This is a genomic window from Sinomonas sp. T428B (assembly GCF_056780155.1).
This window is the reverse complement of record NZ_JBRAZR010000001.1, coordinates 1,513,940-1,540,635: the sequence shown is the minus strand read 5'-3', so window position 1 is coordinate 1,540,635 and position 26,696 is coordinate 1,513,940. Positions and strand designations below refer to the sequence as shown.

Here is a 26,696-nt window from a genome sequence, read left to right as displayed (position 1 = left end):
TCTACGGTATCAGCCAGACCTCAGGCCTCGATCCCGGCGGGGATGCCGCGGGAGGCGATGAGCCGCAGCCGCTGCGTGGGGCGCGTCATCGCCACGTAGAGGTCGCCGACCTTGCCGTGCACGTCGTCGAGGAGTGCCGCCGGCTCGAGGACCACGACGGAGTCGAACTCGAGGCCCTTCGCCTCGCGCGGGTCGATCACGACGATGTCCTGCTCGAAGCTGCCCGCGCCGCCGCCCACGCGGCTGCCGTACCGGGCCCGGAGGGCGTCCCGAGCCTGGTCGAGCAGCCCGTCCGCCGCGATGACGGCGAGCAGCCCGCCGTCGGCCGCCGCGAGCTCCTCGGGGAGCACCTCGGCGAGCCTGTCGACGACGGCGCCCTCGGCAACATTGTCGATGATCGGCTCCCAGCGGCCCTCCCGGACGGCCTTCGGGGCGGACACGACGAGCCCGGCCGCCGCGGCCATGCGCGCGGCCGCTTCGGCGATCTGGCTCGGGGTGCGGTAGTTGACCGTGAGCTCCTCGAGTGTCCAGCGCTCACCGAAGAACGGATCCAGGGCGCGGTGCCACGACGAGGCCCCGGCCGAGGCCGACGTCTGGGCGATGTCGCCGACGATCGTGAAGGACTTGAGCGGGCACCGGCGCACGAGGAGGCGCCACTGCATGTGCGAGAGCTCCTGGGCCTCGTCGACGATGATGTGGCCGTAGGCCCACGTGCGGTCCCCGACGGCGCGCTCGGCCGCCGTGAGCCGGGTCTCCCCGCCCTGCTGGAAGGCCGCGAGGTCCTCGGCCTGGACGACGCCGTCGAGCCCCTGCTCCCGGAGGGCGCTGTCGACGTTCCTCAGGGCCTGCTGGGCGTTCTCGAGGTCGCGCCGCCGCTCGGCCTCGCGGCGGGCGGCCTCGTGGCCCGTCGTCGCGTCGAGCTCGCCGAGGAGCTCGGCCGCTTCGTCGAGCAGGGGCACGTCGGCCTCCGTCCAGGGGGCGTCGGCGGGGCGGTGGAGCAGCCCGCGCTCGGCCTCGGTGAGGTCCGCGGCGACGGCGTCGAGGATGCTGCGCTTGCTGAACAGCTCGGAGATGAGCTTCTCCGGCGTCATGGGCATCCAGCAGAGGTTGACGGCGACGCGCACGTCCCGAGACTGGCGCACGTCTTCAGCGAGGTAGGAGCGGTCCGCGTTGTTGCCCACGCTGCTCGACTCGACCTTGGACTGGAGCTGCTCGGTGAGCTCGCGCAGGAGGATCTTGACGAAGGTGTTGCGGGCCTCGTTGTACGGCTTGCCCGTCGCGCGCGCCTTGTCCCGCGCCCGGCGGACCTGCCGGGGCGTGAGCAGGAGCTTGTAGCCCTCGACCTCGAGGATCCTGTCCCCCGCGGGCACCCGCTGGCGGTTCGCGACGGCGGCCGCGACGACGTCGACCATCCTCGCCGAGCCCTTGAGCGCCGCCGTGCGCGCGTCCGCCTCCGGGACGGCCGCGATGCCGGGCATGAGCCTGCCCAGGCTCGACATGACCACGCCGGTCTCGCCGAGCGAGGGCAGGACGCGCTCGATGTACTTCATGAACGACGACGAGGGGCCGACCAGGAGCACGCCCGCGGACTTGAGCCGGTCCCGGTGGGAGTACAGGAGGTAGGCCGCGCGGTGCAGTGCTACCGCCGTCTTGCCAGTCCCCGGCCCGCCCTGGACGACGAGGGCGCCCGGCATGGGGGCGCGGATGATGCGGTCCTGCTCGGCCTGGATCGTGCTGACGATGTCCGCCATGCGGCCCGTGCGCTTCGAGTTCAGGGCGGCAAGCAAGGCGCCCTCGCCCTCGTGGTGCGTCGAGCCGTCGAGCAGCTCGGGGTCCAGCACGTCGTCCTCGATGGCCTTGACGTCGCGGCCCTGCAGGATGAGGTGGCGGCGCCGGCGCACGCCCTGTCGGTCGAAGGCCGTGGCCTGGTAGAAGTGGCTGGCCTCGGGGGCGCGCCAGTCGACCATGAGGCGGCGGAGGTCGTCGGTGCTCAGGCCGATCCTGCCGATGTACTGCTCGTCGCCGCCGTCGAGGTCGAGGCGGCCGAACACGAGGCGGTCCTCGACGGCGTCGAGCTGGGCGAGGCGGTCCTCGTACATCGCGGCGAAGGCGTCCCGCTCGGAGACGTTCTGCATCGACCCGATCGCGCCCGCCCTGCGCACCGCGTCCAGCTGGCGGCGCTTCTCCTCGCGCAGCTCGTCGAGGCGGGTGTAGAGGCCCCGGACGTAGTCCCGTTCGTGGGCCAGATCGGCGTCGAGCATCGGTGCGTTCCCCTCAATGAAAAGCTGGACCGTCCATTTTACAGCGATCCTGGTGAACTCGTGTGAAACGCGAGCTCGGGGCGCGTCCAGTGAGGGCTTCAGCGGTCGATCGTGCCCCTCGCACCCCTCGCACCGCGGGCGCGGGGAACGGCTGCGCGGTACGGCGAGACGGTGGGTTCGCCCGGGAGCCAGAACCGCCACGGATAGTCGTGCGTCCCGCCCTCGCCGGCCACGCCGACGCGCGGCCCGCTCAGCACCCCGGCGGCGGGGCGGGCCGGGCGCTCGAGCCGGAAGTCCCCTCCGTCGAGCGCCGCCCCGTTGTGCTCGCGGCCGATCCCGAGCGCCTGGGCGAGCCGCGCCGGCCCGCGGGCCAGCTCGACGTCGCGGCGCGCCGACGGCCGCCGCCTGCGGGCGAGCTCGACGCCGCCGATGATCTCGCCGGCCCGCAGCAGGCACCCCGAGGAGGTGCCGGCCGGGCCGCACACGATGTTCGCGCAGAAGTGCATCCCGTACGTGAAGTAGACGTACAGGTGGCCCGCTGGCCCCCACATGACCTCGTTGCGCGGCGTGCGCCCGTTGTAGGAGTGCGATCCAGGATCCGGGTGCTCGGAGTCGCGGTGCCCGCGGTACGCCTCGACTTCGGTGAGCCGGACGGAGACGGCGCCCTCCGCCGTCGTGTGCGTGAGCACGGCGCCCAGCAGGTCCGGGGCGACGGCGACGGGGTCGCGCAGGAGCCACCGGGCGAGTCCCGCGGCTCCGCTGGCGCCTGCGCCGCCGCCCACAGTGCTCCCTACTTGGCCACGGCGGGCGAGGGCCAGGGGCCGATCTCGGGCAGCGGCACGGCCTCCCCGCGGCGCTCGGCGCGGACGGCCGCATGGTCGACGGGACGCCCGGCGAGCCACGCGGCGAGGTCCCCGAGCCGGCCGTAGACGTCCACGGTCTCGTCCCCGCCGCCGAGGACGACGGCGTCGCGGTCCCCCGGGTGCAGCCGGAACGCCAGGCCCTCGGGCACGCGGGGGGCGAGGAAGCCGAGGACGTGCTCGCAGAAGCCCTCGTCCCAGCCGTGCTGCGTCGCGCCCGTGCCGAGGTCGGAGCGGTGGATCACGAGCTCGCGCCACAGCGCCAGAGCGCCGTCGCGCACGACGCCGTCACGGTAGGAGATCGGGCGCTCCCACGCGTCGCCCTTGAGCGCGCGGAAGGCCGCGAGGGCGCGGTCCAGGGCGGCCCCCACTCGGGCGCGGTGCTCCTCGGCGCTCGCCCCGGCGCCCTCCTCGATGGCCCGGTTGCGGCCCTCCTGGCCGCCGTCGTAGAGCTCGATCCGCTCGCCGCGCTCGGCGTACTCGAGCTGGCGTGCCATCCCGTTGCACACGCCGGCGACGTGCGCGAGCACGTGCCCGCGGGTCCAGTCCGGCAGGAGCGAGCTGCGGCCCACGGAGGCGTCGGTGAGGCCCTCGAGCTCCTCGCGGAACCCGGCGGCGGCGCTCTCGATCCCGGCCAGGATGCGGTCGTTGTCAGGGGTCGTGGTGTCCATGGGGCCAGCGTACCGCCGCCCCACGACACCGCCGGGCACCGGGTCTATCCTGAGGCCGTGCATGGCGAGGCTCCCCCGCACCCGGTGGTCGTCCCCCTCGAGGCGCTGCGGGCCGGCATGGTGGACGAGGCCGGCGGCAAGGCCGCGAACCTCGGCGAGATGCTCGCGGCCGGCTTCGACGTTCCGGGCGGCTTCTGCGTCCTGGCCTCCGCCTACCGGGAGGCGTTGGACCTCGCGGACGCGCGCGGCCTCGCCGAGGCGGTGGATGCGGAGGACGACGACGGGCGGCGACGGGAGCTTGCGGCCCGCCTCCGCGAGCGGCTCGCCGCCGCCGATCTCGCCCCCGCGACGGAATCCGCGGTCCGCGCCGCGTACGACCGTCTCTCGCAGGGTCCCTCCGCGGACGGCCCCGGCGCAGCCGTCGCCGTGCGCTCGTCGGCGACGGCCGAGGACCTTCCCGGGGCGAGCTTCGCGGGGCAGCAGGAGACCTTCCTCAACGTCGTCGGCGCCGACGCGGTCCTCGATGCCGTGCGGCGCTGCTGGGCCTCGCTGTGGACCGACCGGGCCGTGGCCTATCGGCGCGCGGCCGGCTTCCCCGGGGCGGAGGCGGCGCTCGCCGTCGTCGTCCAGCCGCTCGTGGACGCCGCGGTGGCCGGGGTCCTGTTCACGGCGGACCCCGTCTCCGGCAGCCGGACCCGCATGGTGGTCGACGCGAGCCCCGGCCTCGGCGAGGCGGTCGTCTCGGGCGCCGTGGACCCGGACCGGTTCGTCGCCGAGGCCGCGACGGGACGGCTCCTCGAGAGCCGGGCCGGCGCGAAGGGCGTTGCAGTGCGCCCGGTCGCGGGAGGGGGCACAGAGCGCGTCGCCCCGCCCGGGGATCCCCGCGCGCTGAGCCTCGGCCCCGGGGAGGTCGCGGCCCTCGCCGCGCTCGGCCGGCGGCTCGAGGCGCACTTCGGCTCCCCCCAGGACGCCGAGTGGGCCCTCGCCCCGGACGGGACGCTGTGGCTCACCCAGACGAGGCCCATCACGACCCTGCACCCGGTGCCCGCCCGCCCGGCAGGATCCGCGGCCGGCGGCGTGCGGGCGTGGTTCTGCTTCTCCCTCGCCCAGGGGCTCACCCGGCCGCTGACGCCGATGGGGATCGCGTGCCTCAGGGTCCTCGCGGGGAGCATCGCCGCCCAGGCCGGCTTCCCGCCGTCGGACGCCGAGGCGGGGCCGCCCGTCGTCCAGACGGCGGGCGGGCGGCTCTTCATCGACGTGACCACCGTGCTGCGCAGCCGCGTGGGCCGGCGGCTGTTTCCGCGCGTCCTCGACGTCATGGAGACCCGGTCCGCCGGCATCCTGCGCCGCCTCTCCGCTGACCCGCGCTTCCCGCTCGAGATCCGCACTCCCCTGCCCCTCCTGCGCCGGATCGTGCCCGTGGCCGTGCGGCACCGCGTCCCCGAGACGCTCGTGCGCGCGCTCGCCCGGCCCGGCGCGGGCCTCGCGGGCGTGCGCCGCTTCGGCACGGCCCTCGAGCGGCGCCTCGCCCCTGGGACAGGCGGCCCGCGCACAGGCGGACCCGAGGCGCGCCTGGACCGCGCGCGGGAGCTGCTCGCGCGCGAGGCGTTCCCGATCGTCCCCGCGACCCTTCCCGTCGCGGCGGCCGGGTTCATCTGCGCCGGCCTCGCATCCCTCCTGCTCCGGGGGATCGCGCGGCCGGGCGAGCTCCAGGAGGTGCTGCGCGGGCTGCCGAACAACCCCACGACCCAGATGGACGAGGAACTGCACGCCCTCGCCGGCCGCGTGCGGCGCGAGGATCCCGAGGCCGCCGCCAGGCTCGCGGGCCGCGACGGAACGGACCTCGCTGCGCTGCGGGCGGACGGGACGCTTCCGGCGGTCCTGGCCGAGGGGCTCGAGGGGTTCCTGGGGCGGTACGGGCACCGCGCCGTGGCAGAGATCGACGTCGGGATGCCCCGCTGGCGCGAGGACCCCGCGCCGGTCCTGTCGATGGTCTCGGCCATGCTCCGCGCCGATCCCGGCGCCGGATCGTTCGCAGCGGCCGCCCGCGCGGGCGAGGATGCCGCCCGCTCGCTCGCCGCGCGGGCGAGGGACCGGGGCAGGGTCCGTGGGGCGGCCGTCGCGGCCCTCCTCGCGCGGACGCGGGCACTTGCCGGGCTGAGGGAGCAGCCCAAGTTCTTCCTCGTGCGGGTCTTCGACGCCACCCGCGCGGAGGTGCTCGCCGTCGGCCGGCACCTCGCCGAGGCAGGGGTCCTCGACGACGCCGGCGACGTCTTCTTCCTGGACTTCGCCGAGGCCCGCTCGGCCCTCGCGCTCGCCTCGCGAACGGCGGACGACGACTGCGCGCGGCTGCGCGGCGTCGTCGCCACCCGGCGGGCGGACTACGCGCGCGAGCTGCGGCGGAGGCACATCCCGCGCGTCCTGCTCTCCGACGGGACCGAGCCCGAGGCGGCGGCCGCCCCGCCCGCGCCGGGCGGGGACACCACGCCGGGCGGGGACGCTGGCGCGCTCCGGGGAGTGCCGGCGTCCGCGGGGAGCGTGACGGCCGCGGCACGCGTGGTCCTGGACCCGACGTCGGCCTCGCTTGCGCCAGGCGAGGTGCTCGTCGCGCCGTCGACCGACCCCGGCTGGACGCCGCTCTTCGTCACGGCGGGCGCGCTCGTCATGGAGATGGGCGGTGCCAACTCCCACGGCGCCGTCGTCGCGCGCGAGTACGGAATCCCCGCCGTCGTGGGCGTGCCGGGGGCGACCGAGCGGATCAGGACCGGTGACCGCGTCGAGGTCGACGGCGGGGCGGGGACCGTGCGGATCGTGGGCGGGACCGGCGGCACGGATCGGGGGGACAGCTAGAGGCCCTCGAAGATGTCGGCGAGCCTCGGCTGGCCGGGCGGCCTGGGCGGCCACGCCTGGACGAAGTGCTCGCGCGAGGCGGCCGAGCGCCACGTGAGCCGGGTCGCGGGGTGCTCGAAGAGCGAGAGCCGCTGGCTGCGGTGCTCCGCGATGCCGTCGACGACGCGGTCGGCGACCAGGTGCGTGTCGACGCGGATGTCCACGAGCTCGTCCGGGACGCCGCGCCAGTGGTAGATCTGCGTCGGGTCCCACGGCGGCAGCCCGTCGCGGACCCTGGCCTTGTTGAGGACGCCCCAGGTGGACTGCTTCATGACGGCATGCAGGAGCCTGTGCAGGCCGGGCCCGCCGTCGCCCACGAGGGAGAGGAAGGCCTCGTCCGTCGCCCTGCCGATCGTGATGTGGTCCGGGTGCCCCGTGACGCCGTCGGGCCCGAACGTGCACACGACGTCGGGCCGCTCCTCCGCCATGAGGGCCCGGATCTGCGCGGTGAGGGCCTCGAAGTCAGCCTCGGCGAGGAACCCGTCGTCGTACCCGAGCCACTCGTGGCGGTCGGGGACCCGCCCGTGCGCGCGCCACGCGCGATCGTCCTCGCCGCGGCGGACCTCGCCCAGGGTCGCGGGCGTGGCCTCCACCTCGGGGGCGATCTGGCCGGCCGCGCCGTCGGTCGCGTGGACCAGCACGAAGCGGAACGCCGGCTCGTCGCCATGGAGGGCGATCGAGCCGGCGATCCCGAAGGCATCGTCGTCGGGGTGCGCGACGACGAGCATGAGTCTGCGCGACCCCACGCATCGATGATGCGACGGACGGGTTACCCCGCGAAAGACCGCGCTTCCTCGAGCTGCTCCTTGAGCGCCGCGAGCTGGCGGGCCACGGCCTCGGGGGCCGTGCCTCCCTGCGCGCTGCGGCTCGCGAGGGAGCCCTCGGTGCTGAGCACCGAGCGGACCTCGGGCGTCAGCGCCGGGCTGATCGCCGCGTACTCCTCGTCTGTGAGGTCCCACAGCTCGACGCCGCGGGACTCGGCCTGCTTCACGGCGGCGCCGGAGAGCTCATGCGCCTCGCGGAACGGCACGCCCTGGCGGACGAGCCACTCGGCGACGTCGGTCGCGAGGGCGAAGCCCTGGGGCGCGAGGGCGGCCATGCGCTCCGTGTTGAACGTGAGCGTCGCGACCATGCCCGAGACCGCGGGGAGCAGGAGCTCGAGGGTGTCCGCGGCGTCGAACACGGGCTCCTTGTCCTCCTGCAGGTCGCGGTTGTACGCGAGGGGCAGGCCCTTGAGCGTCGCGAGCAGGCCCGCGAGGTCGCCGATGAGGCGCCCGGCCTTGCCGCGCGCGAGCTCGGCGACGTCCGGGTTCTTCTTCTGCGGCATGATGCTCGACCCGGTGGAGTACGCGTCGTCGAGCGTGACGAAGGAGAACTCCTTCGTGGCCCAGAGGATGACCTCCTCAGAGATCCGCGAGAGGTCGACGCCGATCATCGCCGCAACCCACGCGAACTCGGCGAAGACGTCCCGCGAGGCGGTGCCGTCAATCGAGTTGTGCACCGCCGAGTCGAAGCCGAGGTCCGCCGCGACGGCCTCGGGGTCGAGGCCGAGGGACGAGCCCGCGAGCGCTCCCGAGCCGTACGGGGACACGGCCGCGCGCTTGTCCCAGTCCGCAAGGCGCTGGACGTCGCGGAGCAGGGCCCACGCGTGGGCGAGGAGGTGGTGGCTGAGCAGGACGGGCTGGGCGTGCTGGAGGTGAGTCCGTCCGGGCATGGCCGCGCCCGGGTGCGCCTCGGCCTGCGCGACGAGCGCGTCGACCGTGTCGAGGACGCCGCGGGCGATGAGCCGCGCGTGGTCACGCAGGAACATGCGCCCGAGGGTCGCGACCTGGTCGTTGCGCGACCGCCCGGCGCGGAGCTTGCCGCCGAGGTGGGTGCCCGCGCGTTCGATGAGGCCGCGCTCGAGCGAGCCGTGCACGTCCTCGTCGGACTCCGCCGCGGTGTACGCGCCGGAGGCGACGTCCGCGTCGAGGCGGTCGAGCGCGTCGAGCATCCCGGCGAGCTCGCCGTCGTCGAGCAGGCCCGCGCGGTGCAAGACGCGCGCGTGGGCCCGCGAGCCCGCGATGTCGTACCGCGCGAGCCGCCAGTCGAAGTGCGTGGACTTGCTCAGCGCGGCGAGCGCGTCCGCCGGGCCGCCGGCGAAGCGCCCGCCCCAGAGCGCGCCCTCGTTTGTCGCTGACTGCTGGGAGGCGTTCTGCTCAGCCACCCGGGCTCACTCCCCCGCGACGCGCTGGTCGCGGCTCGAGGCGACCTTCGAGGACATGCCCCAGAGGTCGATGAAGCCCTTCGCGCTGGACTGGTCGAACGTGTCGCCCGTGTCGTAGGTCGCGAGGTTGAAGTCGTACAGCGACGAGTCCGAGCGGCGGCCGGTGACGGTGGCCTGGCCGCCATGGAGGACCATGCGGATGTCGCCCGAGACGTACTTCTGGGAGTCGTCGATGAAGACGTCGAGGGCGCGCTTGAGCGGGGAGAACCACTGGCCGTCGTACACCAGCTCGCTCCAGCGCTGGCCGACGGTGGCCTTGAAGCGGGCGTGCTCGCGCTCGATCGTGACGTCCTCGAGGTGCTTGTGCGCCGTGATGAGCGCCATCGCGCCGGGGGCCTCATAGATCTCGCGGCTCTTGATGCCGACGAGGCGGTCCTCGACGACGTCGATGCGGCCCACGCCCTGTGCGCCGGCCCGGCGGTTGAGCTCCTGGATGACGCGCAGCGGCGACATCTCGACGCCGTCGAGCGCCGTCGGAACGCCCTGGACGAAGGTGATGATGACCTCGTCCGGCGCCGGCGGGAACTCCGGCGTCTGCGTGTAGTCGTAGATGTCCTTGGTCGGGGCGTTCCAGATGTCCTCGAGGTAGCCGGTCTCGACGGCGCGGCCCCACACGTTCTGGTCGATCGAGCAGGGGTTCTTCTTCGTCGTGACAATCGGGAGGTGCTTCTCCTCCGCGTACGCGATGGCCTTGTCGCGGGTCAGGGCGAGGTCGCGGACCGGGGCGATGCACTTGAGGTCCGGGCCAAGCGTCTGGATGCCGACCTCGAAGCGGACCTGGTCGTTGCCCTTGCCCGTGCAGCCGTGGGCGACCGTCGAGGCGCCGAACTCGCGGGCGGCCTTGACGAGGTGCTTGACGATGACCGGGCGGGAGATCGCCGAGACGAGCGGGTAGTGCCCCTGGTAGAGGCCGTTGGCCTTGAGGGTGGGCATGCAGTACTCGTTCGCGAACTCGTCGCGGGCGTCGGCGACGTAGGCCTCGACCGCGCCGCAGCCGAGGGCGCGCTGGCGGATCGTCTCCATGTCCTCGCCGCCCTGCCCGACGTCGACGGCGACGGCGACGACCTCGGCGCCGGTCGCGTCCGCGATCCAGCCGATCGCGACGGAGGTGTCCAGACCGCCCGAGTAGGCGAGGACGATGCGTTCCTTCACAGTGTTCTCCTTATGCAGGGCTGCAACGAATTGTTATGCATCAGTCTACATAGATATACATCGGGCGCAATCTGCGCCCTACAGTGAGACGGGAAACCCCGCCGGAAGCGCGGCGTCGGAGGGGGTGCGGCCGAGGCCGGCCAGGACGGCCTCGCGGTCCGCCAGCTCTGGCGGGAGGCGGGCGCCGGCGATGGCCTCGACGGTCCGCCGGGCGAAGGGCAGGCCCGCTCCCGCGCCCGCCTCGATGGCCAAGTCGAGCTGGTGGATGGCGAGCTCGGCGACCCACGTCCCGAGGAAGTCCCCCGTGGTCATCGACTTGCCCTGGAAGAGGACGACGCCGTCCGCGCCAGCCGCGGCGATGCGGGCCGCGCGGTCGGCGGCGTCGTGGAGACGCCTGATCGCGCCGGACGGCCGAGCGTAGGCGGACGCCGTGCGCCGGAGCCACATGATGTGGGGGACGGCGTCGTCGTCCCTGTCGTCGGGATGGCTGTCCCAGTACGACGGGGCGTCGTGGTCCGGCGCCCGGTCGCTGGGCACCGCCGCCGTCGCGGACATCTCGTCGAGGCCGGTGCGGACGTGCTCGATCAGTTCGAGGCGGCTCCAACCGCGGCACCGTGACGGGGCGAGCAGGTCGATCTCGGCGATCGCCTCGCACTCGCGGATGAAGTCGTCCAGCTGGGCGGCGAAGAGGGAGCGTGCCTCGTCCGTCTGGAGGCTCAGCGGTTCCACCCCACGGAGTCTAGGCTCCCGCGCCCCGCAGGGGCAGCCCCTCCCGCCACGGGTGACGCCACGCCGTCGTGCGAACCTCAGCCAACATCGACCAATTCAGCGTCAGCCGAGACCGCGATGGCCTGCCCACAGCTCGCTCGCACGGCTCGCTGCCTCCGCGATGATCCTCGCGAGGTCGGGACGGTCCGGGACGCGGAAGGAGACGTATGCACCCCGGCCGCCCGCCGTCGGGCGCCCGTACGCCTTCGCGGCGAGATGGCCGTCCGGCAGGAGGCGGATGTTCAGGGTCGTGAGGATGAACTCCTCGCCGCGGCGCGTGTCGGTCCAGCGGAGCGCCTCGGGGATCGTCACGTTGATCGCGAGTGCGCTGACCTCGGGCGCTTCGTCGCCGTCCATGGACGCATGGTCTCATGCGGTGGCGGCGGGCTACCCCTGGGTGGATTCCCCCTGGGCGGAGGTCGACGGGGCGGGGATCGATGCGACCGCGTCAATCTCGACGAGCGCACCCGGCCTGGCCGGCGCGATGGCCAGGACGGTGACCGCGGTGCGCCGATTGCCCCACACGCCGAGGGAGGCCGCGTACGCCTCGCCGGGATCGACGTCCGGCGCGAGGTAGATGGTGAGCTTCGCGACGTGCTCGGGGTCGGTCCCCGCCGCGGCCAGCACCGCGAACACGTTGCGCATGGCCTGCTCGGCCTGCGCCCCGAGACCCTCAAGCAGGTTCCCCTCGGCGTCCGTGCCGTTCTGCCCGCCGACGTACAGCGTCGGCCCCGCGGGCAGGATCATCCCCTGGGCCAAGGCCGGGCTCGTGTGCAGGTCGGGCGGGTCGACCGGCGTGGGCAGGGTGGTCATGGCGGGCCCCTTTCGGCGTCGTATGCCACCACTGTCCCACCGGAAGCGGACGGATCCTGACCGCAGGGGCCGGATTCTTCAGAAGGCGCCGGGGTCACGCTCCGCCCGCGCTCAAGCCGACTGCCCGCCGTCACTGACGAGGCTGCGACGGGTTGGTGGGCACCCCATGGGCTGGTGGGTTGACCTTCGGTCCGCTGGTCTCTGGCGAGACGGGCGATCCACCGGGCTGGGAGGTCATCTCCGGCACGTCCTCGGGGACGCCGCCGCTCGGGGTCGCACCCTCGCGGAGCTGCGCGAGCCGGCCCTCAAGGACCTGTGTGACCGGGAGGCGGTCCCCGTGCGAACGCTCGAAGGCCAGCAGCTCCTCGAGCGCCTGCGCATCCAGACCATGGATCCGAGAGGGCAGCGAGGCCAGTGGGATGTGGTCGAAGTCGGGCAACGGGAGGTCCTTGTGCTCTGGTGTTTCAGCCATGGTGCCGTGTTACCCCCGGCACATGGGCCGAATCATGATCCGCGCCGCGACGGTCGTGCAGCCCTGGCTGGTTTCGCGTAAGGAAGCGGGCTGAAGCACGCTCCTGCTCTCCTTCGAGAATTGTCGGAGGTGCATGCGATGGTTGGTCCATGGCAGGGGAACAGGGATTCGAGGAGGCGGCTGCCCTTGGCGTGCCCCTCCCTGGGTCGCCTGGGCCGGACTGGGACCCGGACCTGGACGTGGCCGAGCCCGAGGGCTGGGATGACCTGAGCCCGGAGGAGCTCGGGGTCGTGGACCCGATGAGCCCGGAGGATTTCGCCGCAATCTGCTCCGGGAAGGTGCGCTGGATCGAGGCCCCGCGGTTCGACCCTGACCTGTTCGACCCGCTCCCGGGGACGAAGGACGTGTGCCGGTGCGCCTGGGCCACACCCACCAGCCGCTCCCGGCCGGCCAGGAGCCGCCTGCCGGCCAGGAACCGCCGGCCGAAGGCGAGGCCCCGGCCGAGGCCGAGGGTTCGACCGGTGACCAGGGAGCCGGGGCCGTGGGAGGTCCGTCGGACCCATCCGGCGAGCTGCCCTCGCCGGGGGCGGCGATGGCGCAGATCCGGCTCGAGCGCGCCGCGGAGGTCCTGGACGCCCTCGAGGCGAACGAGGCCGACCAGGCCCGCCTCGACGCCGACAGGGTCCTCCTCCTCGCCGCGCTCACCCGCGCCGAGGGCTCCTCCAGCGAGGTCCCCGTGGACCGGCTCGACGCCCCCGCCGTGGCCGCCTCCGAGGCCGCCGCGGTCCTCAAGCTCGCCCAGCGCACCACCCGCGCCATGGTCGAGGAGGCCCTCGCCCTCACCCACCCGAGCATGGCCCCCGTCCTGGCCGCCATGCGCGCCGGCAGAATGACCCGGCGCCGGGCCGCGGTCATCCTCGACGCCGCCATCCCCATCCCCAGGTCGAAGCTGGCCAAGTTCGCGGCCGCGGCCGCGGCCATCGCCGCGCCCGAGGACCCCGACCTGGTCCCCACCCCCGGCGCCCTCGGGAGGAGGCTGCGCCGCCTCGCCGAGGGCTACGCCGACACGCCCCTCGCCCAGCGCAAGGCCAAGGCCCTGGCCGACCGGCGCGTGGACATCACCCCGTGCGGGGACGGCATGGCCCACCTCACCGCCCTGATCCCGCTCGAGACCGGGGCCCTGATCGACACCCGCCTGACGGCGATCGCCCGCTCCCTCCAGGCCCCCGACGAGGCCCGCACGATCAACCAGCTGCGCGCCGACGCCCTCACCGACCTCCTCCTCACCACCGGGACCGGCTCGGCCAGCGGCCCGGCCGGGGGCGTGCGGACCGAGCTCGTCATCACCGTCCCCGCCGCCACCCTGGCCGGCACCTCAGAGACGCCCGGGGAGATCCTCGGCTACGGGCCCATCGACCCCGAGGCCGCCCGCCGCCTCGCCGCGGAGATCAAGACCTGGACGAAGCTCGTCGTCGCCCCGGACACCGGCGCCCCGCTGGCCATCGGCCGTGTGAAGTATGCCCCCACCGCCGCGATGCGCCGCTTCCTCACCCTCTGCGACGCGACCTGCACCTTCCCCGCCTGCGACAAGCCCGGCCCCGCCTGCGAGGCCGACCACACCCACGCATGGTCCCAAGGCGGGGAGACCGACGTCGGGAACCTCGCCCTCCTCTGCCGAGAACACCACCGCCAGAAGACCCTCGGCTACTGGAAAGTCCGCCACATCGGCGCCCAGCAGACAGCCGGGCAGGAGACCGACCAGGAGAGCCCACCACTGCCGCCCGGGACCCTCGAATGGACCGGCCCCTCCGGCCGGAAGCACAGGACCTACCCCCACAGCGACCCACCCCCACCCTTCTGACCATGAGGAAGCAGCCCTGCCAGGACCCCCACGACACGACAGGGCCCCTCGCCACGCCACTGCACGCGGGGAGAGGCCCGTCGTACGGAAATCCGGGTTGTCGCTACGCCCCCTGTGAGGCGAGCTCGAGGAAGCGGGCCGCGACGGCCTCGCCGCCCGCCGGATCGCGGGTGATGATCATGACCGTGTCGTCCCCGGCGATCGTGCCGAGGATGGAGGGGATGACCGAGTGGTCGATCGCGAGGGCGAGGAAGTTCGCCGCGCCGGGCGGGGTCCGCAGCACGACGATGTTCGCGCTCGCCTCGGCCGTCACGAGGAGCTCGGCGCACAGCTTCGCGAGCCGCGCGTCGAGCACCTCCTGGTCGAGCCCCGTCCGCGGGCTCCGGTCGCCGCCCTCGCCGCGCACGGCGTAGACGAGGCCCCCATCGGTGCCGCGCACGCGCACGGCCCCGATCTCGACGAGGTCCCGCGAGAGGGTCGCCTGGGTGACCAGCACGCCGTCGTCCGCGAGCAGCGTCGCGAGCTCGGCCTGCGAGCGCACGGACTGGCCGGCGAGGATCGCGCGGATCCGCGCCTGGCGCGCCGCCTTGGTCTGCGGGGCGGACGACGGCGTCTGGCTGCTCATGCGCTCGGCCTCACGGGGCGGCCGGGAGGCCATCCACGACGGCCTGGCCCGAGCGGTGCAGGAGCCACGCCAGCAGCGCCTTCTGGGCGTGCAGGCGGTTCTCCGCCTCGTCCCACACCACAGACTGCGGGCCGTCGATCACCTCGGCGGCGACCTCGTACCCGCGGTAGGCCGGGAGGCAGTGGAGGAACACGGCGTCGGCCGCGGCCTTGGCCATCGCGCGGGCATCGACGGAGTAGTCGCGGAAGAGCTGCATCCGCGCCTCCTTCTCCGCCTCCTGGCCCATCGAGACCCACGTGTCCGTCGCGACGACGTCGGCGCCCGCGAGCGCCGCCGCGGCGTCGCTCGTGACGACCACCGAGCCGCCGGTCTGGGCCGCGACGGCCTCGGCCTCGGCAACGATGTTGGCAGCGGGGAGGTAGCCCTCGGGACCGGCGATGCGCACGTGCATGCCCGCGGTGACGCCCGCGAGCAGGTACGAGTTGGCCATGTTGTTCGCCGCGTCGCCGAGGTAGGCCATGGTGAGGCCTGCGAGGTCGCCCTTGTGCTCCTTGACCGTGAGCAGGTCCGCGAGGAGCTGGCACGGGTGGTAGTCGTCGCACAGGGCGTTGACCACGGGCACCCGCGAGTTCGCGGCCATGTCCACGAGCCCCTGGTGCGCGCCAGTGCGCCACACGATCGCGGCGACCATCCGCTCGAGCACCTTGGCGGTGTCCTCGACCGACTCCTTGTGCCCGATCTGCGCCTCACCCGGGTTGATGATGAGCGGCGTGCCGCCCATGTCCGTCACGCCGGCGGAGAAGGAGACGCGCGTGCGAGTCGAGGTCTTGTCGAAGATCACCGCGACGGTCTTGCGCGCGGAGCCCTCGGCCGCGAGCGGCTGGATGGAGTAGGGCGCGGCCTTCATGCGGACGGCGAGGTCCAGAACCTCAGCCTGCTCGGCCGGGCTGAGGTCGGTGTCCTTGAGGAAGTGCCGGACGGTCGTGGGCGTCATGGGGTCTCCTTGGGGATGAGCGTCGCGGCCGCGGCGGCCACGAGCCCGGGCAGGGCGTCGACGAACGTGTCGGCCTGCTCGGCGGTCAGAATGAGCGGGGGCGCGAGGCGGATCGTGCGCGGGCCGGGCGCGTTGATGATGAAGCCCGCCTCGAGCGCGGCGTTGACGACGGCGGCGGCGAGGTTCGCGCCGTCGGGCACCCCGGCCGGCAGGGCGAGGTCGAAGCCGACCAGCAGCCCCCGGCCGCGCGCCTCGGAAACCTCGGGCAGCGCGGCGAGGCGCTCCCGCAGCCGCTCGCCCACCATGGCGACGTTCGTCAGGATGCCCTGGCTCTCGATCGCATGCACCGTCGCGAGCGCGGCCGCCGTAGCGACCGGGTTGCCGCCGAAGGTCGTGCCGTGCTGGCCAGCCGACAGGAGCGCGCTCGCTTCCCCGCCGAAGGTGACGACCGCGCCGATCGGGAAGCCGCCGCCGAGGCCCTTGGCGAGGGTCACGGCGTCGGGCACAACGCCCGAGCCGTCGATCGCGAGCCAGCTCCCGGTCCGGCCGATCCCGGTCTGGACCTCGTCGACGATGAGGAGGGCCCCGGCGTCGTGTGTGATGCGGCGCGCCTCGGCGAGGTAGCCCTCGGGCAGGGGCACGACGCCGGCCTCGCCCTGGATGGGCTCGAGGAAGACGGCCTGGGTCGTCGTGTCGACCTCGGCGCGCAGGGCCTCGATGTCGCCGAAGGGGACGTGGACGACGCCGCCGGGCAGCGGCTCGAACGGCTCGCGGTAGGCCTTCTTGGCCGTGAGCGCGAGGGCGCCCATCGTCCGGCCGTGGAAGGCGCCCTCGAGCGCGACGACCTTGGTCCGCCGTCCGCCCGCGGCGTTCTCGGCGTTCCGCCGGGCGAGCTTGAACGCGGCCTCGTTGGCCTCGGTGCCGGAGTTCGCGAAGAACACCCTCGAGCCCGCCGGCGCCCCGGTGATGGCCAGGAGCTTCTCGGCGAGCGCGACCTGGGTGGGGCTCGTGAAGAAGTTCGAGACGTGCCCGAGGGTCGCGAGCTGGCTCGAGATCACGCTCGTCACGAACGGGTGCGCGTGGCCGAGGGCGTTGACCGCGATCCCGCCGAGCAGGTCGAGGTACTGGTTGCCGTCCGCGTCCCACACGTAGCAGCCCTGCCCACGCACGAGGACGCGCTGGGGCGTGCCGAAGACGCCCATGAGCGAGTCGGTGTAGCGCGCGAGCCATTCTGCCCCCGACGACGCCCCGGCGAGCTCGGAGGCCTTGGCGGTCTCGACCGCCTCGGTCGGATTCTGCTGGCTCATGCGGGGCTTCCTTCCTCGTCCGGCACGACCTGCGTGCCGACGCCGGCGTTCGTGAACACTTCCAGGAGCATCGTGTGGGGGCTGCGGCCGTCGACGATCGCGGCGCGGTCCACACCCTCCGTCACGGCCTTGAGGCAGGCACCCATCTTCGGGATCATGCCGGACTCGAGCGAGGGCAGCATGTCCTTGAGCTCCGAGGCGGAGATCTGCGAGATGAGCGAGTCCCGGTCCGGCCAGTTGCGGTAGAGGCCCTCGACATCGGTCAGGACGACGAGGCGGGACGCCTTGAGCGCGACGGCTACTGCCGCGGCCGCGGTGTCCGCGTTGACGTTGAGCACTTGGCCCGTGGGCACATGGCGCTCGGTCCCGTCGGGGCCGTGCTCGACTGTGACCTCCGGGGCGACGGTCGAGACGACGGGGATGCGCCCGGCCTCGAGGATGTCGTGCACCGCGGCGGGCTCGACGCCGACGACCTCGCCGACCAGCCCGAGGTCGACCTCCTCGCCGTCGACCACGGCGCCGGTGCGCACGGCGCGCAGGAGCCCTGCGTCCTCGCCCGAGAGGCCGACGGCGTAGGGGCCGTGGGAGTTGATCAGGCCCACGAGCTCGCGCCCCACCTGGCCCGTGAGGACCATGCGGACGACGTCCATGGCCTCCGGGGTCGTGACGCGCAGGCCGCCCTTGAACTCGCTCTCGATGCCCACGCGCTTGAGCATGGCGTTGATCTGCGGCCCGCCGCCGTGCACGACGACGGGGTGGATGCCCACGTGGTGGAGGAAGACGATGTCCTCGGCGAACGCGCGGCGCAGCTCGTCGTTGACCATCGCGTTGCCGCCGTACTTGATGACCATCGTGGTTCCGGCGAAGCGCTGGATCCATGGGAGGGCCTCGACGAGCGTCTCGGCCTTGTCCATCGCGAGGCGAATGTTGGCGGGTTCGGTCCCTGCATCAGTCATGGGGGTCCTCAGCTCGAGTAGGCGCTGTTCTCGTGCACGTAGTCGTGCGTGAGGTCGTTGGTCCAGATCGTGGCCTCGGCGTCGCCCGCGGCGAGGTCGATCTCGACGTGGACCTCGCGGGGCTCGAGGTCCACGAGCGAGCGGTCCTGCCCGATCCCGCCGTTCTGGCAGATCTGGATGCCGTTGATCGAGACGTTGAGCGAGTCCGGCTCGAAGACGGCGTCGGTCGTGCCGACGGCGGAGAGCACGCGGCCCCAGTTGGGGTCCTTGCCGAAGATCGCGGTCTTGAAGAGGTTCGACCGGGCGACCGCCCGGGAGACGACCTCCGCGTCGCGCTCGCTCGCGGCGTTGTAGGTGCGGATCGCGATGTCGTGGGCCGCGCCCTCGGCGTCGCCGATGAGCTTGCGCGCAAGCTCGGCGCAGACCTGGGTGAGGCCGGCGGTGAACGAGGCCGTGTCCGGAACGGCCCCGGAGGCTCCAGAGGCCAGGAGCACGACCGTGTCGTTCGTGGACATGCACCCGTCCGAGTCGGCGCGGTCGAACGTCACGCGGGCCGCGTCCCGCAGGGCGGCGTCGAGCATCTCCGGCTGCGCGTCGGCGTCGGTCGTGAGGACCACGAGCATCGTGGCCAGGCCCGGGGCGAGCATGCCGGCGCCCTTGGCGATCCCGCCGATCGTGAACTCGATGCCCTGCGCATCGGTGCCGGTGAACACGGCCTCCTTCGGGACGGTGTCCGTCGTCATGATCGCGACGGCGGCGTCGTGCCCCCCGTCCGCGGAGAGTGCCCCGGCGAGCGCGTCGACGCCCGGGAGGATCTTGTCCATCGGCAGCTGCTCGCCGATGAGGCCCGTCGAGCAGACGACGACGTCGGCCGCGGAGATGCCGAGCACGTCGGCGGTCTTCTCCGCCGTCGTGTGCGTGTTCTGGAAGCCCTGCGGCCCCGTGCACGCGTTCGCGCCGCCGGAGTTGAGGACGACGGCGTCGGCCCGCCCGTCGCTGATGGCCTGGCGGGACCAGTGCACGGGCGCGGCGGCGACGCGGTTGGAGGTGAATACGGCGGCGGCGTGCTTCTCGGGCCCGTCGTTGACCACGAGGGCCATGTCCGGCCTGCCCGAGGCCTTGATGCCCGCGGTGACGCCGGCGGCCCGGAAGCCCTTGGGTGCGGTGACGGTCACGGTGCGACTCCCAGCTGTGCGAGGCCGGCGCCCTCGTCGAGGCCCAGCGCGATGTTCATGGACTGGACCGCTCCCCCGGCGGTCCCCTTGGTCAGGTTGTCGATCACCGAGCTCACGATCACGCGCCCGGCGTGCTCGTCGAAGGCAAGCTGGAGCGCGACGTTGTTCGAGCCGATGACCATCTGCGTCGCGGGCCACTGGCCGGTCGGCAGGAGGTGGACGAAGCGCTCGGGGCCATAGGCGGCCTCCCACGCGTCCCGCAGCGCTGCCCCGTCGACGCCGTCCTTGACCTTCGCCGTCGCGGTCGTGAGGATGCCGCGGCTCATGGGCGCGAGCGTCGGGGTGAAGGACACGGTGACGGGCACGCCCGCCGCGTTCGAGAGGCCCTGCTCGATCTCGGGCGTGTGCCGGTGGCCGCCGCCCACGCCGTACGGGCTCATCGAGCCCATGACCTCCGAGCCGAGCAGGTGCGGCTTGGCAGACTTGCCCGCGCCCGAGGTGCCGGACGCGGAGACGATCACGACGTCGTCGGGCTCGAGCAGGCCCGCGGCGAAGCCTGGCGTGAGGGCGAGCAGGGCCGAGGTCGGGTAGCAGCCGGGCACGGCGATGCGGCGCGCGCCCACGAGGCGCTCGCGCTGGGTGCGGCCCCCGCCCAAGGGCAGCTCGGGCAGGCCGTAGGGCCACGTCCCGGCGTGCTCCGAGCGGTAGAACCGGAACCACGCCTCGGGATCCTCGAGCCGGTGGTCGGCGCCGGCGTCGATCACGAGGGTGCCCTCGGGCAGGGCAGCGGCGACCTCGGCCGAGGCCCCGTGCGGCAGGGCGAGGAAGACGACGTCGTGCCCCGCGAGGTTCTCGGGCGTGGTCTCGGCGATGACTCGGTCCGCGAGGCTCAGCAGGTGCGGCTGGAGCTCGCCGAGGCGGCTGCCGGCGCTCGAGTGGGCCGTGATCGCACCGATCTCGACCTCGGGATGGTTGGCGAGGAGGCGGAGGACCTCGCCTCCGGCGTAGCCGCTGGCTCCGGAGACTGCTGCGGTAATAGTCACCCGCCCACTCTAGGCAAAGTTATGCATAGGGGTCAATATTTATGCACCCTCGGCAGAGGCACCACTCTTTAGGATGGTCAGGCGAGCCGAACGGAACGAGAAATCAGGAGACCCATGATCAACGCCATCGTCGCCACGCAGCCCGGAGGACCCGAGGTCCTCGTCCCCGGCGAGCTCGAGATGCCGCACCCCGGCCCGGGCCAGCTGCTCGTACGCGTGGCGGCCGCGGGCGTGAACTTCATCGAGACGTACCAGCGCGCCGGCGTGTACAAGATCGACTTCCCCTTCACCCCGGGCGACGAGGCTTCGGGCACGGTCTCCGCGGTGGGCGAGGGCGCCGAGGCCGCGGGCTTCGTCAAGGGCGACCGGATCGCAACGGCCGAGGGCCAGCGCACGTACGCCGAGTACATGCTCGTCGACGCCGACAAGGCCCTCCCGATCCCCGAGGGCGTCGACCTGCTCACCGCGGCCGCGCTCCCCCTGCAGGGCATGACCGCCCACTACCTCGTGACCTCGAGCTTCCGGGTCGAGCCGGGCCAGACCGCGCTCGTCCATGCCGGCGCCGGCGGTGTGGGCCTGCTGCTCATCCAGCTGCTCAAGGCCCGCGGCGCCCGGGTCATCACGACCGTCTCGACGGACGCCAAGGCCGAGCTCGCGGTCCAGGCCGGCGCGGACCATGTCATCAACTACCACGACTTCCCGGATCACGTCCGCGAGCTCACCGGCGGTGCCGGCGTCGACGTCGTGTACGACGGCGTGGGGCGGGACACGTTCGACGGCTCGCTCGCGAGCCTGCGCATCCGCGGCATGCTCGTCCTCTTCGGCGCGGCCTCGGGCCAGGTGCCGCCGTTCGACCTCCAGCGGCTCAACGCGGGCGGCTCGCTCTTCGTCACGCGCCCGACGCTCAAGCACCACCTCCTCAACGCGGCCGAGCGGCGCTGGCGCTCCTCGGAGCTCTTCGCGGCCGTGCTCGACGGGAGCCTCTCGGTGCGGATCGGCGCGCAGTTCCCCCTGCGCGAGGCCGCCGCGGCGCACGCCGCGCTCGAGGGCCGCGAGACCACTGGCAAGGTGCTCCTGGTCCCGTAGCGGCCGCCCACTCGCGGCCCGCCTCCCGCGGATGCGGAGGCGCTGGTGGAAGAATGGCGGCGATGACTTCCCCGGAGCGAGCCGAAGGCACCGTCGTGAGCGACATCCCCCCAGACACTCTCGAGGCCGCGGCCCAGCCGTATGCGCCGCAGCTCCCGGGCTCAGGCCGGACCCCGCCCCCTCGCACCCTTATCGACGTCCTCACCGCGAGCGCGGAGGCCTTCCCCGAGGCGCCCGCGCTCGACGACGGGACCCGCTCCCTGAGCTACGCCGAGCTCCTCGTGGAGGTCCGCGCCCGGGCCCGGAAGCTGCACGCGGCGGGGCTCGGCGCGGGCGACCGGATCGGGGTGCGGATCCCCTCCGGAACGGCGGAGCTGTACATCTCGATCCTCGCCGTCCTGCTCGTCGGCGCGGCCTACGTGCCCGTCGACGCCGACGACCCCGACGAGCGGGCCAAGCTCGTCTTCGGCGAGGCGGACGTGGCCGGGATCCTCCGCGGCGGCGGCTCGATGACAGTGGACCGGCGCCGGCCCAAGCCCTTCCCGCGCCCGCGCCCGCCGGTCCCCGAGGACGACTGCTGGATCATCTTCACCTCCGGATCGACCGGCACGCCCAAGGGCGTCGCCGTGTCCCACCGCTCGGCGGCGGCGTTCGTCGACGCCGAGGCCCGCCTCTTCCTCCCCGACGAGCCCCTGGGCCCCGAGGACCGCGTCCTGGCCGGGCTCTCGGTCGCGTTCGACGCCTCGTGCGAGGAGATGTGGCTCGCGTGGCGGCACGGCGCATGCCTCGTCCCCGCCCCGCGCGCGCTCGTGCGCACGGGCATGGACTTGGGGCCATGGCTCGTCCAGCGGCGCATCACGGTCGTCTCGACCGTGCCGACGCTCGCCGCCCTGTGGCCCGCCGAGGCGCTCGAGAACGTCCGCCTCCTCATCTTCGGCGGCGAGGCCTGCCCGCCCGAGCTCGCCGCGCGCCTCGCCGTCGAGGGCCGCGAAGTGTGGAACACCTACGGGCCGACCGAGGCGACGGTCGTCGCATGCGCCGCCCGCATGGACGGGACGGGTCCCGTGCGGATCGGCCTCCCGCTCGACGGCTGGGACCTCGCCGTCGTCGATTCCTCCGGCACCCCCGTCCCCGAGGGCGGGGTGGGCGAGCTCATCATCGGCGGCGTCGGCCTCGCGCGCTACCTCGACCCGGCCAAGGACGCCGAGAAGTTCGCGCCCCTGCCGAGCCTCGGCTGGGAGCGCGCGTACCGCTCGGGCGACCTCGTGACGTACGAGCCCGAGGGCCTGCTCTTCCAGGGCCGCGCCGACGAGCAGGTCAAGCTCGGCGGGCGGCGGATCGAGCTCGGCGAGGTCGACGCGGCGCTCCAGGCGCTGCGGGGGGTCGCCGGCGCCGCGGCCGCGGTGCGCACGACGGCGGCCGGGAACCAGATCCTCGTCGGCTACCTCGCGCCGTCGGACGGCATGGAGCCCGATCTCGCCGCGGCACGGAAGCGCCTCGAGCGCTCGCTGCCGGCCGCGCTCGTGCCGGTGCTCGCCGTCGTCGGCTCCCTGCCGACCAAGACGAGCGGCAAGGTGGACCGCAGCGCACTCCCGTGGCCGCTGCCCGGTGCTGACGACGGCGGCGGGGCGGAGCTCGAGCTGTCCGAGGACGCCGTGTGGATCGTCGAGCAGTGGGGCGCCGTGCTCGGCACGCAGGCCCCGGGCCTCGACGCGGACTTCTTCGCCCAGGGCGGGGGCTCGCTCGCCGCGGCCCAGCTCGTCTCCGCCCTGCGCCGCCGGTACCCGACCGTGACGGTCGCCGACGTCTACGCGCACCCGCGCGTCGGCGCCCTCGTCGAGGCGGTGCTCGGAGCGGCGCCCGACGGCGGGGGCCCGGCCCGCGAGCGCACCGTGCGCCCGACGGCGCGGCGGACCCAGCTCGCGCAGACGCTCATGGGCGTGCCGCTGTTCATCCTCGTGGGCATGCGCTGGCTCACGTACCTCGCGGCGGCGAACAACGTGCTGTCGGCAAGCACAGCCGTGGCCGGCTTCGCCGCGGCGCCGACCGTCTCGTGGTGGTGGATCGCCGCCTCGTGGCTCGTCTTCGTGAGCCCGTGGGGGCGCATGGCCCTCTCCGTCGCCGCCGCGCGCGTCCTGCTGCGCGGCGTGAAGCCCGGGCGGTACCCGCGCGCGGGGCGCGTGCACCTGAGGCTGTGGCTCGCCGAGCAGATCGCGGACCTCGCCCAGGCCGTGAGCCTCGCGAGCGCGCCGTGGGTCCCGTGGTACGCGCGCGCCCTCGGGGCGACGGTCGGCCCCGACGCCGTCCTGCACTCCGTCCCGCCCGTGACGGGCATGCTGACGCTCGGCGCCGGCGCGTCGGTCGAGCCGGAGGTGGACCTCTCGGGCTGGTGGGTCGACGGCGACTGGGTCCACATCGGGGGGATCAGCGTGGGTGCGGGGGCGACGATCGGCTCGCGCAGCACGCTCCTGCCCGGTGCCAGGATCGGGGCGGGGGCGATCGTGGACCCAGGCTCCTCAGTGTCCGGCCGGGTCAAGGCCGGGCTCCGCGTCTCCGGCTCCCCCGCGGCCCGCGTGGGCAAGGCCAAGCCGGACTGGCCCGAGCCCGCCCGCCGCCGCTCGCGGCTGCGCGAGGGCGCGTGGATCGCCGCCTTCGCCGCCGGCTCCTCCCTTTTGGCACTCATCCCGTTCACCTCGGCCGCCGCGGCCGGGGCCGTGCTCGTCTGGGCGGCGCTCGGCCACAGCTCGCTCCACGAGGCCGCCGGGGCGCTCCTGGCCGCCTCGCCGCTGGCCGCCGCCGTGTGGTTCGGGCTCAACCTCGGGCTCGTCGCCGGCACGACGCGCCTGCTCGGCGTCGGCCTCACCCCCGGGCACCACCGGATCCGCAGCCGCATGGGCTGGCAGGTGTGGGCCACCGAGCGGGTGCTCGACATGGCCCGGGATCTCCTCTTCCCCCTCTATGCGAGCCTCCTCACGCCCGCGTGGCTGCGCCTGCTCGGCGCGAGCGTCGGGCGGGACGTCGAGGCCTCGACCGTGCTGCTCGTGCCGAAGATGACCACGGTGGGCGACGGGGCGTTCCTCGCCGACGACACGATGATCGCGAGCTACGAGCTCGGCGGCGGGTGGATGCGGATCGCCCCCGCGAAGGTCGGCAAGCGGGCGTTCCTCGGCAACTCGGGCATGACGGCAGCCGGGCGGTCGGTGCCGAAGGGCGGCCTCGTCGCCGTGCTCTCGGCCGCCCCGAAGAAGGCCAAGTCCGGATCCTCATGGCTCGGGAGCCCGCCCGTGCGCCTGCGCCGCACCGCCGTGGAGGCCGACGCCGAGCGGACCTTCCGCCCGCCGACGAGGCTCAAGGTCGCGCGCGCGGCGTGGGAGCTGTGCCGCGCGGTGCCGGTCATGCTCACGGTGGCGATCGCCGTCGTCGTCCTCGTGGCCCTCGACTGGATCGCCGCCGCCTGGGGCTACGTCCCCGCGGCGCTGCTGTGCGGCGCCGTCCTCCTCGCCGCGGGCGGCCTGGCGGCCAGCACCGCGACCGCCGCGAAGTGGCTCCTCGTGGGCCGGATCCGTGCGGGCGAGCACCCGCTGTGGAGCCCGTTCGTATGGCGCAACGAGGTCGTGGACTCGTTCGTGGAGATGGTCGCGGCCCCGTGGTTCGCGCGCGCCGCAGCCGGGACGCCAGCGCTCGTGTGGTGGCTGCGCTCCCTCGGCGCGAAGATCGGGCCCGGCGCGTGGTGCGAGAGCTACTGGCTGCCGGAGGCGGACCTCGTGGACCTCGGGCATGGCTCGACCGTGAACCGGGGCTGCGTCGTCCAGACCCACCTGTTCCACGACCGGATCATGAGCATCGACTCCGTCGTGCTCGGCGAGGGCGCGACGCTCGGGCCGCACGGCGTCGTCCTGCCCGGCGCCGAGATCGGCGCGGGCGCGACCGTCGGGCCGGCGTCGCTCGTCATGCGCGGCGAGCATGTGCCGGCCGGCTCGTACTGGCGCGGCAACCCGGTCGCCCCCTGGAAGGAGCCGGAGGCACCCCGTCGGTGAGCCCCTCCAACCACCTGAGCAACACCAGGAAGACCCGCAACGGCAGCCTCCCCGACCCGTACACGCCCGGCCACGGGAGCGACGCCTACAGGGTCCGGCACTACGACCTCGAGCTCGAGGTGCGGCTCGCGAGCAACCGGCTCGCCGGCCGGGCCCGCATCCGGGCCACGGCAGCGGACCGGCTCGAGGCGTTCACGCTGAGCCTGGCCGGGCTGCGGGCCGTCAAGGTCCAGGTCGACGGCGCCCGCCCGGCCAAGGTCGTGCAGCGCGGGGACGAGCTGCGCATCACCCCCGCCGCCGCCGTGGCCAAGGGCAAGGACTTCCACGTCGAGGTCCGCTACGAGGGCAGCCCCGCACCCGCCGACGGGCAGTGGGGCGCCGTGGGGTGGGAGGAGCTCGCCGACGGCGTGCTCGTCGCGGGGCAGCCCATCGGCGCACCGACATGGTTCCCGTGCAACGACCACCCGAGCCAGAAGGCAACCTTCCGGATCAGCACGACGGCGGACGCGGGGTACCGCGTCATCTCCAACGGCCTGCTCGTGGGCCACCGGCGCAAGGCGAGCCGCGAGACCTGGGTGTACGAGGTGCACGAGCCCATGGCGCCCTACCTCGCGACCGTGCTCATCGGCCGATACCAGCTCCTCGAGCTCGGGCGGGTCCGGCACCGGGGCGGGCCGCCGGTGGGCGTGTTCGCAGCCGTGCCCCCCGGCCTGCGGCAGGAGGCCGTCGAGGGGCTGCGGGACCAGGCCGGCATGGTCGGGCTGTTCGGCGAGCTGTTCGGGCCCTACCCGTTCCTGGACTACACCGTCGTCGTGACCGAGGACGAGCTCGAGATCCCACTCGAGGCCCAGACGCTCTCGATCGTGGGCAGCAACCACATCACCCGCTCGTGGGAGTCCCAGCGGCTCCTGGCGCACGAGCTCGCCCACCAGTGGTTCGGGAACTCGGTCACCGTGCGGCGATGGGAAGACATCTGGCTGCACGAGGGCTTCGCGTGCTACGCCGAGTGGCTCTGGAGCGAGCACGCGGGCCTCGACACTGTGGACTCCCGGGCCGCCGCGGCCTGGAGGCTCCTTGCGGGGCAGCGTTCTGACCTCGCAATCGGCGCGCCCGGGCCCGAGCGCATGTTCGACGACCGGGTCTACAAGCGCGGCGCCCTGGCCCTGCACGCCGTGCGGCGGGCCATCGGGGACGACAGGTTCTTCCGCGCGCTCCGGGCCCTCGGCGAGGAGCACCGCCACGGCAACGCCACGACGTCGGACGTCGTCGAGCTCCTCGGCCGCGTCGGCGCGGGGGCGCGGGGCTTCAATGCCGAGGCGGTGCTGCGCCCGTGGCTCGCCGCGGGAGCTCTCCCACCCCTGCCGGCCTAGCCGCCCACCTCAGGCCCCGGGGTCACCTCCCAACGATCCGGGGTCACCTCCCTGCGTTGCGAGGTCACCTCCCTGCGTTGCGAGGTTGCG

Annotated in this window: 21 protein-coding genes; 5 read left to right on the top strand and 16 right to left on the bottom strand. The window is 73.9% G+C overall.

Annotation, left to right across the window (positions count from 1 at the left end; genetic code table 11):
- Nucleotides 1-20: 20 nt before the first annotated feature.
- The 3 genes from ACUYMY_RS07130 to ACUYMY_RS07120 all read right to left on the bottom strand — a co-directional run bounded on the left by ACUYMY_RS07130 (nucleotide 21) and on the right by ACUYMY_RS07120 (nucleotide 3,792).
- Nucleotides 21-2,261: a HelD family protein gene (locus ACUYMY_RS07130; protein ID WP_481702904.1), complete on the bottom strand. Its 2,241-nt coding sequence runs from the start codon at nucleotides 2,259-2,261 to the stop codon at nucleotides 21-23.
- Nucleotides 2,262-2,359: 98 nt separating this feature from the next.
- Entirely contained in the window at nucleotides 2,360-3,043 is a 684-nt protein-coding gene (locus ACUYMY_RS07125) for a DNA-3-methyladenine glycosylase (RefSeq protein ID WP_481702903.1), read from the bottom strand.
- An 8-nt stretch (nucleotides 3,044-3,051) separates the two neighbouring features.
- Nucleotides 3,052-3,792 (bottom strand): maleylpyruvate isomerase family mycothiol-dependent enzyme, encoded by a 741-nt coding sequence (locus ACUYMY_RS07120; RefSeq protein WP_481702902.1) that lies wholly within the window; start codon nucleotides 3,790-3,792, stop codon nucleotides 3,052-3,054.
- Between the two features lie 57 nt (nucleotides 3,793-3,849).
- Here ACUYMY_RS07120 and ACUYMY_RS07115 point away from each other — a divergent pair, with 57 nt between their 5' ends.
- Nucleotides 3,850-6,642: a PEP/pyruvate-binding domain-containing protein gene (locus ACUYMY_RS07115; RefSeq protein ID WP_481702901.1), complete on the top strand. Its 2,793-nt coding sequence runs from the start codon at nucleotides 3,850-3,852 to the stop codon at nucleotides 6,640-6,642.
- On the opposite strand, the gene ACUYMY_RS07110 is transcribed toward ACUYMY_RS07115, so the two are convergent.
- The 7 genes from ACUYMY_RS07110 to ACUYMY_RS07080 form a co-directional block, all read right to left on the bottom strand.
- Nucleotides 6,639-7,427 carry a PIG-L deacetylase family protein gene (locus tag ACUYMY_RS07110; protein WP_481702900.1) on the bottom strand — a complete coding sequence of 263 codons (789 nt, stop codon included), beginning with the start codon at nucleotides 7,425-7,427 and terminating at the stop codon, nucleotides 6,639-6,641. The two genes, ACUYMY_RS07115 and ACUYMY_RS07110, sit on opposite strands and share 4 nt — an antisense overlap.
- A 23-nt stretch (nucleotides 7,428-7,450) precedes the next feature.
- Nucleotides 7,451-8,887, bottom strand: a complete 1,437-nt coding sequence (argH, locus tag ACUYMY_RS07105; RefSeq protein WP_481702899.1) for an argininosuccinate lyase — start codon at nucleotides 8,885-8,887, stop codon at nucleotides 7,451-7,453.
- A 6-nt stretch (nucleotides 8,888-8,893) separates the two neighbouring features.
- Nucleotides 8,894-10,099: an argininosuccinate synthase gene (locus ACUYMY_RS07100; RefSeq protein WP_481702898.1), complete on the bottom strand. Its 1,206-nt coding sequence runs from the start codon at nucleotides 10,097-10,099 to the stop codon at nucleotides 8,894-8,896.
- Nucleotides 10,100-10,177: 78 nt separating this feature from the next.
- Nucleotides 10,178-10,828 carry a maleylpyruvate isomerase N-terminal domain-containing protein gene (locus ACUYMY_RS07095; protein WP_481702897.1) on the bottom strand — a complete coding sequence of 217 codons (651 nt, stop codon included), beginning with the start codon at nucleotides 10,826-10,828 and terminating at the stop codon, nucleotides 10,178-10,180.
- A 102-nt stretch (nucleotides 10,829-10,930) separates the two neighbouring features.
- Nucleotides 10,931-11,224: a hypothetical protein gene (locus ACUYMY_RS07090; RefSeq protein ID WP_481702896.1), complete on the bottom strand. Its 294-nt coding sequence runs from the start codon at nucleotides 11,222-11,224 to the stop codon at nucleotides 10,931-10,933.
- A gap of 30 nt (nucleotides 11,225-11,254) precedes the next feature.
- A complete protein-coding gene (locus ACUYMY_RS07085; RefSeq protein WP_481702895.1) occupies nucleotides 11,255-11,680 on the bottom strand; it encodes a RidA family protein in 426 nt (141 codons plus the stop codon).
- Nucleotides 11,681-11,810: 130 nt separating this feature from the next.
- Nucleotides 11,811-12,152: a DUF8129 domain-containing protein gene (locus ACUYMY_RS07080; RefSeq protein ID WP_481702894.1), complete on the bottom strand. Its 342-nt coding sequence runs from the start codon at nucleotides 12,150-12,152 to the stop codon at nucleotides 11,811-11,813.
- A 406-nt stretch (nucleotides 12,153-12,558) separates the two neighbouring features.
- On the opposite strand from ACUYMY_RS07080, the gene ACUYMY_RS07075 reads away from it, so the two are divergent.
- Complete coding sequence (locus tag ACUYMY_RS07075) at nucleotides 12,559-14,013, top strand: HNH endonuclease signature motif containing protein (RefSeq protein WP_481702893.1); 1,455 nt, start codon at nucleotides 12,559-12,561, stop codon at nucleotides 14,011-14,013.
- 103 nt (nucleotides 14,014-14,116) lie between these two features.
- Here the strand turns inward: ACUYMY_RS07075 and ACUYMY_RS07070 are convergent, their stop codons facing one another.
- From ACUYMY_RS07070 to argC, 6 genes are read right to left on the bottom strand one after another with little or no spacing between them, the layout of a single operon-like run.
- A complete protein-coding gene (locus tag ACUYMY_RS07070; RefSeq protein WP_481702892.1) occupies nucleotides 14,117-14,638 on the bottom strand; it encodes an arginine repressor in 522 nt (173 codons plus the stop codon).
- 10 nt (nucleotides 14,639-14,648) lie between these two features.
- Nucleotides 14,649-15,632 (bottom strand): ornithine carbamoyltransferase, encoded by a 984-nt coding sequence (argF, locus tag ACUYMY_RS07065; protein ID WP_481702891.1) that lies wholly within the window; start codon nucleotides 15,630-15,632, stop codon nucleotides 14,649-14,651.
- The gene (locus ACUYMY_RS07060) at nucleotides 15,629-16,939 is read right to left on the bottom strand and encodes an acetylornithine transaminase (RefSeq protein ID WP_481702890.1); all 1,311 of its coding nucleotides are present in this window, start codon (nucleotides 16,937-16,939) and stop codon (nucleotides 15,629-15,631) included. Before ACUYMY_RS07060 ends, argF begins: the two co-directional genes overlap by 4 nt.
- Entirely contained in the window at nucleotides 16,936-17,895 is a 960-nt protein-coding gene (argB, locus tag ACUYMY_RS07055; RefSeq protein ID WP_481702889.1) for an acetylglutamate kinase, read from the bottom strand. The genes ACUYMY_RS07060 and argB overlap by 4 nt, the downstream gene beginning before the upstream one ends.
- Nucleotides 17,896-17,903: 8 nt before the next feature.
- On the bottom strand, nucleotides 17,904-19,070 hold the full coding sequence (gene argJ / locus ACUYMY_RS07050; protein WP_481702888.1) for a bifunctional glutamate N-acetyltransferase/amino-acid acetyltransferase ArgJ: 1,167 nt from the start codon (nucleotides 19,068-19,070) through the stop codon (nucleotides 17,904-17,906).
- Entirely contained in the window at nucleotides 19,067-20,113 is a 1,047-nt protein-coding gene (argC, locus tag ACUYMY_RS07045; protein WP_481702887.1) for an N-acetyl-gamma-glutamyl-phosphate reductase, read from the bottom strand. Before argC ends, argJ begins: the two co-directional genes overlap by 4 nt.
- A 114-nt stretch (nucleotides 20,114-20,227) precedes the next feature.
- Here argC and ACUYMY_RS07040 point away from each other — a divergent pair, with 114 nt between their 5' ends.
- From ACUYMY_RS07040 to ACUYMY_RS07030, 3 genes are all read left to right on the top strand, one after another.
- Nucleotides 20,228-21,199, top strand: a complete 972-nt coding sequence (locus ACUYMY_RS07040) for a quinone oxidoreductase family protein (RefSeq protein ID WP_481702886.1) — start codon at nucleotides 20,228-20,230, stop codon at nucleotides 21,197-21,199.
- Between the two features lie 62 nt (nucleotides 21,200-21,261).
- Nucleotides 21,262-25,236, top strand: coding sequence for a Pls/PosA family non-ribosomal peptide synthetase (locus ACUYMY_RS07035; protein WP_481702885.1), 3,975 nt, complete (start codon nucleotides 21,262-21,264; stop codon nucleotides 25,234-25,236).
- Nucleotides 25,233-26,606 carry a M1 family metallopeptidase gene (locus tag ACUYMY_RS07030; RefSeq protein WP_481702884.1) on the top strand — a complete coding sequence of 458 codons (1,374 nt, stop codon included), beginning with the start codon at nucleotides 25,233-25,235 and terminating at the stop codon, nucleotides 26,604-26,606. The genes ACUYMY_RS07035 and ACUYMY_RS07030 overlap by 4 nt, the downstream gene beginning before the upstream one ends.
- Nucleotides 26,607-26,696: the final 90 nt, after the last annotated feature.

Coding starts and splice junctions, on each gene's coding strand:
- ACUYMY_RS07070 (WP_481702892.1), bottom strand. CDS start 14,638: ATGAGCAGCCAGACGCCGTCGTCCGCCCCGCAGACCAAGGCGGCGCGC.
- argB (WP_481702889.1), bottom strand. CDS start 17,895: ATGACTGATGCAGGGACCGAACCCGCCAACATTCGCCTCGCGATGGAC.
- ACUYMY_RS07090 (WP_481702896.1), bottom strand. CDS start 11,224: ATGGACGGCGACGAAGCGCCCGAGGTCAGCGCACTCGCGATCAACGTG.
- ACUYMY_RS07080 (WP_481702894.1), bottom strand. CDS start 12,152: ATGGCTGAAACACCAGAGCACAAGGACCTCCCGTTGCCCGACTTCGAC.
- ACUYMY_RS07130 (WP_481702904.1), bottom strand. CDS start 2,261: ATGCTCGACGCCGATCTGGCCCACGAACGGGACTACGTCCGGGGCCTC.
- ACUYMY_RS07035 (WP_481702885.1), top strand. CDS start 21,262: ATGACTTCCCCGGAGCGAGCCGAAGGCACCGTCGTGAGCGACATCCCC.
- argF (WP_481702891.1), bottom strand. CDS start 15,632: ATGACGCCCACGACCGTCCGGCACTTCCTCAAGGACACCGACCTCAGC.
- ACUYMY_RS07040 (WP_481702886.1), top strand. CDS start 20,228: ATGATCAACGCCATCGTCGCCACGCAGCCCGGAGGACCCGAGGTCCTC.
- ACUYMY_RS07085 (WP_481702895.1), bottom strand. CDS start 11,680: ATGACCACCCTGCCCACGCCGGTCGACCCGCCCGACCTGCACACGAGC.
- ACUYMY_RS07060 (WP_481702890.1), bottom strand. CDS start 16,939: ATGAGCCAGCAGAATCCGACCGAGGCGGTCGAGACCGCCAAGGCCTCC.
- ACUYMY_RS07120 (WP_481702902.1), bottom strand. CDS start 3,792: ATGGACACCACGACCCCTGACAACGACCGCATCCTGGCCGGGATCGAG.